Below are 12683 nucleotides of genomic sequence, written 5' to 3' on the forward strand. Positions count from 1 at the left end.
ACCGGAAATAAAACCAAAACAATAAATAATATATTAACTTGTTATTAATCTTTTAATTTATGAAGATCAAAAAACTACTTGTCATGACGTTCTTGTCACTTTTTGCAGCGACTGGCGTCAACGCTCAGCAGCCTTATAGCGGATGCTGGCATCCCGACGACATCAAGAACTGGTCTCCGGAGACCGATCCTGATGCGAAGTTTAACCGTTCAATGGTGCCTTTGGCAGAACGTTTCAAGGAGCCGGAGCTAATGAAGGCTAACAAGAATCAGTTCTACGAGGGACAAATCTGTAACGCTACAATTTTGTATCCTACTTGTTCAATGTGTCCTTCACAGGGTGCGAACAACTTCCTTGGCTATCAGCCTACATACTGGCAGTACATGGATAAGCTTGTTTACTGGGCAGGTTCGGCAAGTGAAGGTATCATCATTCCTCCTCCAGCAGCTTCTACTGACGCAGCACACCAGAGCGGTGTGAAGTCTTTGGGACAGATATTCTTCCCACCTTCGGCTTACGGTGGCAAACAGGAATGGGTTCGCCAGATGCTCACAAAGGAGAACGGCAAATACATTTATGCTATTAAATTGTATGAAATAGCAAAATATATGGGCTTTGACGGTTGGTTCATCAATGAAGAGACCGGCGGTGGTTCAACCTCAGAGTGGGTCGCATTTATCCAGGAATTCAACAAAATCGCTGACGAGAATGGCGATACACAGATGGAAATCCAGTGGTATAATGCAAGCATGAGTCCTAATGTAACAATCCTCAAGTCTCACAAGAACACATCTCAGTTCCTTGAGTACGGTTCTCCGGGCGACTACCGTGGATACGCATCACAGCTTGGCTGCACCGAAGCTGAGACTTTCTCAAAGATATACGGTGGTGTACAGGTTGTATACGGCGGACACACAGGATATAAAACTTATCTTGACAGAGCAATGCCTACAACCGGTCACGTAGGTTCACTTGACCTGTTCTGTCCGGAAGAGCGTATCTGGAAGGATAATGTAAAGAACCTTCTCGGTACACAGGACGAGTGTGGCGAGCGCGCATATGCTGCCATAACAAAGACATTCCAGAACGAAGAGCAGATGTGGGTTAACCTTCAGGGCGACCCGTCTTACGTTGCAGAATCAGGATGGCCGGGACTTTCTGGTCGTATGATCGAGCGTTCTGTTATCACCTCTATGCCGTTCGAGACTTCTTTCTGCGTCGGCGTTGGTAAACATCGTTTCGTAGAAGGTGAAAAGCAGGGCACACAGGACTGGAACCACAGTGGTGTTCAGAGCATCATGCCTACATGGCGTTGGTGGATTGAGAACAAGGGTGATCTGAAAGCTGCAATCAACTGGGACGATGCATACAACTTCGGTAGCTCTATCAAGATCACCGGTAAGCTGACATCTGGCGACCATCTGATGCGTCTTTACAAGACCATGATCCCTGTTAATGCAGGTGGAACACTCCGTCTGGTTTACAAGACAAACACTGCCGGTTCTGTAGAGGTTAAGCTCGCTACCGAAAGTAAGGTTGACGGAGCAATGACAACACTCTCTGACCCGACAACATCAGAAAAGAACGGCTGGACCGTAGCTGAATACGATCTGTCTTCTCTCAACGGAAATACAATCTATATGATAGCCCTCAACCTGAAAGCAGGTTCTGACGTGGCTGCATACGAACTGTCACTTGGTGAACTCGCTGTACTGCCTGCAGGTTATGCTCCTGCTTCAGTAGTTGTAAGCAACCTTGCTACAACAAGCGTACTCGGTGAGGAGAAGGGTGATATCCGTGTTACATGGGATTATGACTACACTGCCGATTTCGATCACTTCGATATCTACAAGGAAACAGCTGACGGCACACGCACACTCATCGGACAGACACGCGGTCAGGGATTCTATATCCCGACATTCGAGCGCAACGCCAACGACGAATATGTCAACGTGCTTGTTGTTCCTGTAATGAAAGACATGAAGCAGCAGCCGGCACAGACTCTGAAAGTCAACTATCCGGCTCCTACAACTCCGGTTGTTACATTCAAACTCTCAAAGAGCTACATCAATGTAGGCGAGACAGCTACTATCTCTGTTAAGGGTACAGGCAAACCGACCGCATGGAAGTGGACTCTTCCGGAATCTCTCGAGCTTGTTGAAGGCGAACTGACCGACAGTGAGATCACTGTTAAGGGTCTGAAGAGCGGCCGTCAGAGCGTAACTGTAGAGGCTACCAATGTTGTTGGTACATCAACAACCACTAAGGAAGTTCTCGACGTTATGGAAACCGGTGAGGAAAAAGAGGTTTACAATGTTGTAATGCATAAGACTGTAGTTTCTTACAGTGGTTCTACAAACGAGACTGAAGTTCCTGAAAGAATTATCGACGGCGTACAGAGACCGTCAAGCACAAGCCAGAAGTGGTGTAACGTCAGCGCCGACAACTGGGTTATATTCGACCTCGAAGGTGCTTACCGCATCTATGGCTTCCGCATCTACGACGCTAACTCAGGACCTGAAAGCGGTTGCGACCAGATCCGTTCTTACACAATCGAACTGTCTAACGACGGTGAGAACTGGACAACTGTAGTTGATGAGGAGAACCGTGAGAGCGAGTCTATCAAGACCGATTACATCGCTCCTTACAAAGCACGCTATGTACGTCTGTCTCCGCACGTTAACGGAACACTCCGTATCTGGGAATTCGAGGTTTACGGTAAGGACGACAACAATCTCACAATAGAGACTTCACCGGCAGAACTCAAACTGAATGCTGGTGAGACACAGAACATTGAAGTTAAGTACAACCTCAATGGTGACGAGCGCGCTGAGGAATTCACTTGCAAGGTTGTTTCTGAAAAGGGCAATGTTGTTATAGGTGAAATCAAAGAGAATGCAGCTGAAAGCACATTCACAGTGCCTGTAACAGCCGGCAAGGTGATTGGTGAGGACAACCTGAAGATCACTGTAAACAACGGTGGTTCATACAAGGAGCGCACTGTAAACGTTGTGATCGACTCAGAGGAACAGCCGAACATTCTGGCAGGAACAGAGGCTACACTGCGTCATTACAAGTCTGACTATTCATTCGAGGCTGAGTATGATGAGTACAAGGTCAACACTCTTACCGATGGTAACAAGACAGAAGAAGGATGTCTCGTAATCGAAACTCCGTCAATGTACAAGCAGGACTTCTGGTCAATATTCACTGCTCCGGAAGGAAAGAACTGGAACCTTGCAAAGGTTAAGGTTTACATCCCGGGCAACAACCAGGCTGAAAACGACAACGGTAAATTAGGTGCTGCTAACAACGAAATCAGCATCATGATGGGTAATGACCTTACCAACCTGACAACAGTCAAGACATTCTCTGACCTGAATGAGGTTTCTGAACTCGAATATGTACTTCCGGAATACAAGAACTGCAAGTATCTCGCAGTAGTATGTACTCTGAATCCGTTCTTCTATCCTTCACTTGCTGAGGTTGAGGCATTCGAACAGTTCGAAGAGGCTATTCCGGTGAACGGTCCTGTAGCAGTGACTGGTTGGAACTATGACGTTATTGCTGAGAGCAAACCGTCTGCAGAGTCAACAAATGGCGTTCTCGACGATCAGGGTTGGGTTCTTTACAGCTCAGCTGTTCAGGAGAAGGGCGCACTTGCCGGTGACGACCACATCGTGACAACATCTGCCGGTACAGAGTTCAAACTGGCTGACTACGCTCAGAACAACGGACTCGTACTCAAGAGCTATGGCGAAAGCAAGGAACTCGTATTCGACGAGCCGGCTAACTGTGAAGAGCTTTACTTCCTCGTGATTTCTGCAAACGGTCAGTCAACACTTGAGGCAGTAGCCAACTATGAGGACGAAACACAGAGCGAAGCACAGACATTCGCACCTGAAGACTGGTGGAGCAGCTATCCTTCTGGCAATGAGGCTGTATATGGCATAAGCCGCATCCTTACTAAGAGCGTACAGGGATATGCAACAGACGAGATCGACGACAGATATCAGTTCCGTCTGTTCGAATACACTCTGCCTACCGACAAGAGCAAGAAGGTTAAGTCTGTCACATTCACATCATTGAAGAGCGGCAGCTATCCTACAATCCTCGGTATCGCTAAGAAGGGCTTCTACGTTCCGACAGGCATCGATTCTACAGAAACTGAAGGTGGCGTACGCGAAATCTCTGGTATCTATACCATCAACGGTATGAAGCTGAATGCTCCGCAGAGAGGTATCAACATCATCAAGTACACCGATGGTACAGCTAAGAAGGTTATAATCAAGTAATCAGCGGAAAACACACAACTGATTAATCATAACGAAGTGAGGGCATATCCGTATGTCCTCACTTTTTTTGTGCCGTTACGCAGCCTGCCGACGTGAATGTGCTTTCATGTTTCCGCACCATTTCCGTTCCGCCTGTCTTTCTCCGTCCTGTTGTCCGTGCACATATACGCCTTTGTTGCATACGGAACGCGCCCTTCTGCGGTCACGACAATTATTGCATATTTATACAGTTTCTTTCTTGGCGATGAATATTTATACATCGTCAACTCGCTGAGAGTGCCGCTGAAATCTCCGAAAGTATTTCCGGCTGCAAATATTCAATTCTCAGAGAGTTTACGCAACTCTCTGTCGTACAGCAGCTTACGCTTTCCTGTGCATCAACAGACTCTTTGTTGCGTTGCGAAAGAGTCTTTCTTAGGGTGCGTTATTGCCCGTTTCGTGTGCTGATATCAACCAGATCACCACCTGATATGCACCATATCACACCCTGATAAAGCCTTTTCTGTTTTCCGGTCTGAAAAAGATCGCTATTTTGTCTCGTCCCGTCGCCGGTCAGATTTTGCTGAAAGTACCGTTTCGCGCGTTTTCGTCCGCCTGCCGATTTCTATTTTGCGAAAAATTTTTGTCAAAATTTTTTACTTTTTGTTTTGCATAAATATTCATTTCCAATGCCCATAACGGCTTTTCCGCTGCGCGCTGCCACTGTCGCCGGAGCAGTGGTGGTGTGTCATGCTGTTGGCCGTCTGCCCACATTGTTTTTGTGACATGTCTGTCCAAAACGACAGGCATGCAGTTGTGCCGTTGCGATAAATTTCGTAATTTTGTCTCCATCCGGACAGGCCGGGACAAATCCGTTACTATAACTGAAAATATTATGAAACACACATTCATGGCTTTATGCCTGGCGCTCGCGGCCCATACCGCATTGGCGCAACGCACATACGACATCAAGAACTCGCTCGTGATAAGAAACCACGACTGCACGCTCACACGCCTTTGTGCGGTGATGCCCGTGCCGGAGAGCAATATCTATCAGGACATAGAACAGTTCAGCACGACTGATGGCGAGCTATGCCGGGCCGCCAACAACGACAATATGTACCTGCGCACTGTACGTACCGCTGGCCTCCCTGCGCCGGGCGACTCTCTCGTTATTGCGGAGCGGTTCAGCGCCACGCTCTATCCCATGCGCATAGACATGTCACAGTTCACGACGATATATCCTTACGATACCACCACCGAGCTTTACAGGAGATACACGGCCGACCTCGGCAAAGACATAAGCACTACCCATCCTGACATAGTTAAGATTGCAGGAATGCTGTGGAAAAAGGCGAAGGGCAACGTGCTCGAGTATGCACGGTTGTGCTATGAGTATGTTCCTCGCAATTTCAGATACATCAATCCGGGCTTTCACAACATCCCCGATATAATGTCAGCAGGCGGAGGCGACTGCGGCAATCTGTCGGCGGTGTTTGTCAGTCTGCTGCGCTGCAAGGGAGTGCCTTCGCGCATTGTGGCAACGGTGCGGCCCGACGGAAGTTATCATGCGTGGGCCGATTTCTACCTTGAACGTTATGGCTGGGTGCCGGTGGACGTGACAATGGAACACGACCGGCCTGATGGCGACTACTTCGGCTATTGTGCCGGCGACGGCATTGTGATGTCGTTTGATCTTTGTTCAGAGATATCCTATGACGGTACAACGCCGTTCAAGACAGACATTCTGCAAGGCTACTTCTATTGGTATTGGTTCAGTGCCGGCTCGAAGATAAGCGCCAGCCACAGAGTGAGCAATCGTCTGACAGCGATGGCAACAGCACTTGAGGTGTACGAAGCCACCGAAGAGCACGTGTCGGTGGGCTGGGAAAAGGTCGTACAGGCCTCAGGATACAGACTGTCTGTGAGCAATCAGAATCACACAGTCTTCACTTGCGATGTGGATGCCGACTGCACGTCATACATATTCCACGGACTACGTAAGGACAAACCTTACGAAATAGCGGTCACACCATTGCGTCGTGTCGATAACATTGTCACAGAAATGATACCCCGTCTCGTCACCATACGCATCTGATACGGTGCTGTCGGCAAGTTCCGAAGGTGTGTTCCCAGTCGTCAAATATGCGTATTGGGGTTGTGTGATTGGGACGAATTTATTAATTTTGTCTCCATCCGGACTGTCCGTACCTGAACTGTTACTATAACTGAAAATATTATGAAGCACCCATTCATGGCTTTATGCCTGGCGCTCGCGGCCCATACTGCATTGGCGCAACGCACATACGACATCAAGAACTCGCTCGTGATAAGAAACCACGACTGCACGCTTACACGCCTTTGTGCGGTGATGCCCGTGCCGGAGAGCAACATCTATCAGGACATAGAACAGTTCTGCACGACTGACGGCGAGGTGTGCCGGGCCGCCAACAACGACAACCGCTATCTGCGCGCCGTACGCACCGGAACGCTGCCTGCGTCTGGCGACTCTCTCGTCATCGCGGAGCGGTTCAGCGCCACGCTCTATCCCATGCGCATAGACATGGCGCAGTTCACGGCGATATATCCTTATGACACCACCACTGAGCTTTACCGGAGATACACATCTCCGATAGGTAGTTACGTCGATATCACGCATCCCGACATCGTCCGCACTGCTGACTCATTGTGGAATCGGGCCGCCGCCAATCCTTTGGAATATGCGCGGCTGTGCTATGAGCATGTGGCTGCCAGATTCGGTTATCTCAATCCCGACACAGGCATACACACCATCACAGAGACAATGGCCGCCGGCGGAGGCGACTGTGGCAATCTCTCGGCCGTCTATGCCAGTCTGCTGCGCTGTAAGGGCGTGCCTGCGCGTCTCGTTGTCACGGTGCGTCCCGACGGCACACACCACGTATGGAACGATTTTTTCCTTGAGCGCTACGGATGGGTGCCGGTGGATGTGACGATGAAACACGACCATCCCGACGGCGACTTTTTCGGATATTGTGCGGGCGACGGCATTGTCATGTCGTTCGACCTGTGTTCCGAACTGTCTGCCGACGGCCTCACGCCTTTCACGGCCGACCTTCTTCAGACTTTCTTCTACTGGTACCGGCGCAGCGCCGGCTCGGAAGTGAGCGCGGCTCAGAGGGTTGATAGCCGCCGCACTGACAACGGATTCAGTGTCGGTGTGCGTGCCGGTGCGGACAGACAGATGGTGGTAGAGTGGAGCAGTGCCACAGGAGCGACGGGCTACAGGCTCTGTGTGAGCGAGAGTGGGACAGGCCGTGCCGTAGTCACACAGACTTTCGGTTCCGATTGTACGTCGTGCACTTTTGACGGACTTCAGCCGGAACGAACATATGACGTGAACGTGACACCGCTGCGGCGACATGACAACATAGTGGCGGAGATGGTCTCATGCACCGCCGGCATACGTCTCTGATAGTCGCGTGTTGTGCCTTCTGGCTCCCTGTGAGCACGGCGTGAGGCGTCGCGTGGAATGAATACAGATTATAAACCTAAGATATGAGAAAATTATTCATGTTTCTTTTTCTGCTCCTCCCGCTCAGCGGTGTGGCGCAGCAGGTGGCGCCTTTCAGGAGCGGCGACCGCGTAGCATTCGTCGGAAACAGTATAACCGACGGCGGACACTATCATTCGTACATATGGCTCTACTACATGACGCGTTTCCCTGAGATGCGCATGCAGATGTTCAACTGTGGTGTGGGTGGTGACACAGCCCTCGAAATACTGCGCCGTATCGATCACGACGTGTTCTCCAGGAAGCCGACCGTGCTCACACTCACGTTCGGTATGAACGACAGCGGATACTTTGAGTATAACGGAGATAATCCTCAGGCGTTCGCCGACAGCAAGGTTTCGGAGTCGCGCCGCAACTTTCTCGAGATAGAGAAAAAGCTGAAAGAGCATACGTCGGTGCGCAAGGTGATGATTGGTACGTCGCCCTACGACCAGACGTCGCGGTTCAACAACGACATATTCAGGCGCAAGAACGACGCCATGCGCCGCATCATAGCCTTCCAGGATTCGGCGGCGCAGGCCAACGGATGGGAGTTCCTCGACTTCAACGCTCCCATGTGTGCCATCCACGAGCGTTTCCAGACCGTTGATTCCACGTTCACTTTGTGCGGCAGCGACCGCGTACATCCCGACAATGACGGCCACATGGTGATGGCATATCTCTTCCTGAAGGCACAGGGCATGGCCGGTAAGAAGGTGGCGGAGGTGTCGGTTGATGCCGCTCGGAGCAAGGTGCTGACTGCCGGCAACTGCAAGGTGACAGGATTGAAGGTGAAGGACGGCAAGGTGACGTTCGACTATCTGGCGCACGCTCTGCCTTATCCACTCGACACGGTGGCGCATGGTTGGGGCTTCACCCGTCCGCAGTCGCGCATCACAAAGATTGTTCCTGAGTTCATGGACGAGATGAACAGCGAACTTCTCACCGTCAGCGGACTGTCCGGCAACCATCTGCTCACCATCGACGGAGAGCCTATCGACACGCTCACTGCCGGCGAACTCGCTTCGGGTGTCAATCTCGCGGCTTACCGCCACACACCGCAGTATCGTCAGGCCATGACCGTTATGGCTCTCAACGAGGAACGGTGGGAGATAGAGCGTCGCTTCCGCGACTATGCGTGGTTGCAGTACAACTTCTTCATGAAGCGCGGTATGCTCGAGGCAAACGACGAACGTGCGGCCCGTGCTTTCCGCGAAGGCCAGAAGAACGACGCCTGGGTGGCAGCCAAGCGCGATATGTATAACAAGATGATACACAAGGAAGTGCGCGATATGTACACGCGCCAGATGGACATGATTGTCGATCGCATATACGAGATAAACCGTCCGCTGAAGCGCTGTATAGAGCTTCTGCCTGTGGAATGAGAATAAAAAAAGCGGGACATCCGCAAGATTTTCTCCCTGTGGAGAGGTCTTTTCCGGATGTCCCGTATTCTGTTTTTGTGCGACAGTGTGCTTAAATTATTGCGTCTGTGGCTGTCATCTGCTCCAGCGAACCTTCCTTCACCTGAATGCAGATGTAGCTCACTGCGCTGCCGGCCGCTGCTGCCAGCTGTCTCTTTACGCTCGGAGCAACGCGCAACCAGTCGCCTGTGTTCAGCTCCACGGGCTCGCCGTCGAGTGTCATCACGGCCTTACCGCTGAGCATGCCGTATATTTCCTCGTTTTGTTTGTGACTGTGAACGAACGGTACTGATGCTCCTGCCGGCATGCTGTTGATTGAAATCTCTGCGCCCGTGAGTCCCAGTTTGTCGTGCAGTTCGGTTCTCGGCGCGTCGCCTACTGAAATTTTCTGATATTTCTCCATACTGAAAAACGTGTTTTGTAGCTTTGTTGTTATTGTTCTTTTTGTGTTGCAAAGTTACTCAACACACCTTTCTTCTGCAAGAAGTTACTCCGCCGTAACAAAGTATCATATACGAAACAAATGCTGATTTTCAGCTTTTTACGCGGCAGAGGTTTATGTATTATTAAGATTTTCAGCCTTATTGCGCTGTCTTGTATCGCGGTCGCGCAGTATGGCCTCCATGTTTCTTATGGCCCAGTCGGTGAGCGGCTGCATGGCTTCGAGCATCTCTATGCCGCGTGCGGTGAGCGAATATTCCACCCGTGGCGGAATCTCTGGATAGGCCGTACGGTTCACAATGCCGTCTTCCTCCAGTGTCTTGAGCGACGCCGACAGCATTTTCGGTGTGGCGTCGCCTATGGCATTGCGCAGTTCTGTGAAGCGCATCGGTGACTTCTGCGACAGTGCGTGCAGCACCAGCATCGACCATTTGTCGCTTACGCGTGCCAGTATGTTCCTTATCGGACAGTCGGGATATATGGCATTACAAGTGTTATTTTTCATATTTTCGTGTCTGGTTGTTGTGCAAAGATAGCGTTTTCGTTGTGAAAAAATGTCGGTTACATGCTTTTATTCCGCAGCTACGGCAGAGTTATGTTTTGTGCTTTTGTGGCTGTTGCGCCCTGTTCCGTCTGACTATGTATCTCCTGTGGCGCTCCGGTCCTTACCGCCTCGCCGGCCTGTCGCCGGCAGAGTACGTCATAATAAAGCGCATACGTTGATTTTTTTATGAAAAAACCTTTGTCCCACTAAGCGAAAACACCGTATAATTTGTTATATTTGCAGTTATTAATAACTAAATTATGAGAACAAAATCTACTTTCCTCTTATCAGCCATTGCAGCACTCTTTTTAGGAACTGCAAGCATGGCGCGGACTGCCGCAGACGGCCTTACGCGCTACGTTAATCAGTATATAGGCACGGGAGGCCACGGCCATGTGTTTCTCGGAGCCAATGTCCCGTTCGGACTCGTACAGCTCGGCCCAACACAGATCACACGCGGTTGGGACTGGTGTTCGGGTTATCATTACAGCGACTCGGTGCTGATAGGCTTCGGCCACATGCATCTCAGTGGTACGGGAATAGGCGATTTGGGCGATATAGCCCTTCTGCCTGTGTCAAATGCCTCGCAGCGCGAGCTCGTCTTTTCTCACAAGGATGAGAGCGTGAAACCGGGCTATTATTCGCTGAAACTTGCTGATCCGGGTGTTAAAGTGGAGCTTACAGCTTCGCAGCGTGTGGGATTCCACCGTTACACATTCGACGGCAACAGCGGCAAGGCACTCATGCGTCTCGACCTGGTGCAGGGCATCGGATGGGACAAAATGACCGACTGTCTCATCACACAGGAGAGCGCTACACGCATAACCGGTTACAGACGTTCGGAAGGATGGTCACGCGACCAGCGCATTTATTTCTCAATGGACTTCTCGAAACCTGTCACCATGGAGAACCGCGACAGCACCGGTGTGGCCATATTCTCTGTAGAGAAGGGTGAGCCTCTGCTTGTCAAGGTGGCACTTTCGCCGGTTGATATCGACAAGGCAAAACTGAATATGGAGGCCGAAATGCCGGGATGGGATTTCGACGCCGCCGTAAAAGCCGCCGATGATGCATGGAACAAACAGCTCGGACGAATCGTTTTGACCGACAAGAACGACAAACGCAAGGAGATATTCTATACGGCGATGTATCATCTTATGACCGCTCCGTCACTCTTCTGCGACGTCGACGGTGCATACCGTGGAGCAGACGGCAAGGTGCGCAAGGGCGATTTCAAAAACTACACCACCTTCTCGCTCTGGGATACATACCGTGCTGCTCATCCGCTCTTTACGCTCATATTCCCTGATATGCAGAGCGACTTCGCATCAACATTCATGAACATATTCGACCAGCAGGGCAAACTGCCTGTATGGCACCTCATGGGCTGTGAGACAGACTGTATGGTGGGCAACCCCGGCATACCTGTTCTGGCTGACCTCGTGCTCAAAGGATTCGTGAAAGACAAGGAAAAGGCTTTTGAGGCCATGAAGACTTCGGCTATGCTCGACGAGCGTTCGCTCGGACTGCTCAAGCAGTACGGCTACATTCCTTACGACAAGGAGCCGAGCAACGAGACCGTGGCAAAAGCTCTGGAATACTGTCTGGCCGACGACGGTGTGGCCAAGACAGCCAAACTGTTGGGCAAGACCGACGATTACAACTACTTCTTCAAGCGCAGCCGCTCCTATGCTACATATTTCGACAAGGAGACTGGATTCATGCGTGCGGTATCGTCTGACGGCAAGTTCCGTACTCCGTTCGACCCGATACAGGCCGCACACCGTGTGAACGATTACACTGAGGGCAATGCATGGCAGTACACATGGCTTGTTCCGCACGACGTTCACGGACTGGTGAACCTCTTCGGCAGTGAGAAGAAATTCGTCACCAAGCTCGACTCTCTATTCATCGTTGAGGGCGATCTCGGTGAGAACGCATCACCGGACATCAGCGGACTTGTAGGTCAGTATGCTCACGGCAACGAGCCTAGCCATCACGTCATCTACATGTACAACTACGTGGGACAGCCGTGGAAGGCCGCTCCTCTGCTCCGCAAGATGATGAACGAGATGTATTTCAACGAGCCCGACGGACTCTGCGGAAATGAGGACGTAGGACAGATGTCGGCATGGTATATCCTGTCTACAGTAGGTCTGTATCAGGTTGAGCCGTCCGGCGGCCGTTACATCATCGGTACTCCGCTCTTCAACCGCGCCGACCTCAATGTTGGTAATGGAAAGACATTCAGCGTAGTGGCACGCAACAACAGCGACCGCAACATATACGTGCAGAAGGCTTACCTCAACGGACGTGAGTATAAGAAGTCGTATATCGATTTCGCTGACATCAAGGCAGGCGGAAAACTCGAGCTTGTGATGGGCAGCAAACCGTCGAAATGGGGTACCAAGGTGGCCGACCGTCCTTGAGGCGGTGGCCTAATGTGCGGTACACGCACTGATAACAAA

The 12683-nt window shown here is 51.0% G+C and carries 8 protein-coding genes; 5 read left to right on the forward strand and 3 right to left on the reverse strand.

The features are described 5' to 3' along the window. Positions 1–59: 59 nt before the first annotated feature. The gene (locus WKT13_RS02620; protein WP_340322698.1) at positions 60–4295 is read left to right on the forward strand and encodes an endo-beta-N-acetylglucosaminidase; all 4236 of its coding nucleotides are present in this window, start codon (positions 60–62) and stop codon (positions 4293–4295) included. 552 nt (positions 4296–4847) lie between these two features. Here the strand turns inward: WKT13_RS02620 and WKT13_RS02625 are convergent. After that, complete coding sequence (locus tag WKT13_RS02625; protein ID WP_340322699.1) at positions 4848–5048, reverse strand: hypothetical protein; 201 nt, start codon at positions 5046–5048, stop codon at positions 4848–4850. A 121-nt stretch (positions 5049–5169) separates the two neighbouring features. Between WKT13_RS02625 and WKT13_RS02630 the strand changes: the two genes are divergently transcribed. The 3 genes from WKT13_RS02630 (at position 5170) to WKT13_RS02640 (ending at position 9191) form a co-directional block, all read left to right on the forward strand. Further along, positions 5170–6372, forward strand: a complete 1203-nt coding sequence (locus WKT13_RS02630) for a transglutaminase domain-containing protein (protein ID WP_340322700.1) — start codon at positions 5170–5172, stop codon at positions 6370–6372. Positions 6373–6513: 141 nt separating this feature from the next. Further along, positions 6514–7728, forward strand: a complete 1215-nt coding sequence (locus tag WKT13_RS02635) for a transglutaminase domain-containing protein (RefSeq protein WP_340322701.1) — start codon at positions 6514–6516, stop codon at positions 7726–7728. 83 nt (positions 7729–7811) lie between these two features. Continuing rightward, positions 7812–9191 carry an SGNH/GDSL hydrolase family protein gene (locus WKT13_RS02640; protein WP_340322702.1) on the forward strand — a complete coding sequence of 460 codons (1380 nt, stop codon included), beginning with the start codon at positions 7812–7814 and terminating at the stop codon, positions 9189–9191. 91 nt (positions 9192–9282) lie between these two features. Here the strand turns inward: WKT13_RS02640 and WKT13_RS02645 are convergent, their stop codons facing one another. Next, on the reverse strand, positions 9283–9633 hold the full coding sequence (locus tag WKT13_RS02645; RefSeq protein ID WP_340322703.1) for a cupin domain-containing protein: 351 nt from the start codon (positions 9631–9633) through the stop codon (positions 9283–9285). Positions 9634–9786: 153 nt separating this feature from the next. After that, complete coding sequence (locus tag WKT13_RS02650; protein ID WP_340322704.1) at positions 9787–10176, reverse strand: winged helix-turn-helix transcriptional regulator; 390 nt, start codon at positions 10174–10176, stop codon at positions 9787–9789. Between the two features lie 299 nt (positions 10177–10475). On the opposite strand from WKT13_RS02650, the gene WKT13_RS02655 reads away from it, so the two are divergent. Continuing rightward, complete coding sequence (locus WKT13_RS02655; RefSeq protein WP_340322705.1) at positions 10476–12644, forward strand: GH92 family glycosyl hydrolase; 2169 nt, start codon at positions 10476–10478, stop codon at positions 12642–12644. Positions 12645–12683: the final 39 nt, after the last annotated feature.

This window comes from Prevotella sp. HCN-7019 (assembly GCF_037890215.1).
Taxonomy (GTDB): Bacteria; Bacteroidota; Bacteroidia; order Bacteroidales; family Bacteroidaceae; genus Prevotella.

Bases quoted from the DNA above. Each gene is read 5' to 3' on its own strand.
- WKT13_RS02645 (WP_340322703.1), bottom strand. From the start codon at position 9,633: ATGGAGAAATATCAGAAAATTTCAGTAGGCGACGCGCCGAGAACCGAA.
- WKT13_RS02655 (WP_340322705.1), top strand. From the start codon at position 10,476: ATGAGAACAAAATCTACTTTCCTCTTATCAGCCATTGCAGCACTCTTT.
- WKT13_RS02650 (WP_340322704.1), bottom strand. From the start codon at position 10,176: ATGAAAAATAACACTTGTAATGCCATATATCCCGACTGTCCGATAAGG.
- WKT13_RS02625 (WP_340322699.1), bottom strand. From the start codon at position 5,048: ATGTGGGCAGACGGCCAACAGCATGACACACCACCACTGCTCCGGCGA.
- WKT13_RS02620 (WP_340322698.1), top strand. From the start codon at position 60: ATGAAGATCAAAAAACTACTTGTCATGACGTTCTTGTCACTTTTTGCA.
- WKT13_RS02630 (WP_340322700.1), top strand. From the start codon at position 5,170: ATGAAACACACATTCATGGCTTTATGCCTGGCGCTCGCGGCCCATACC.
- WKT13_RS02640 (WP_340322702.1), top strand. From the start codon at position 7,812: ATGAGAAAATTATTCATGTTTCTTTTTCTGCTCCTCCCGCTCAGCGGT.
- WKT13_RS02635 (WP_340322701.1), top strand. From the start codon at position 6,514: ATGAAGCACCCATTCATGGCTTTATGCCTGGCGCTCGCGGCCCATACT.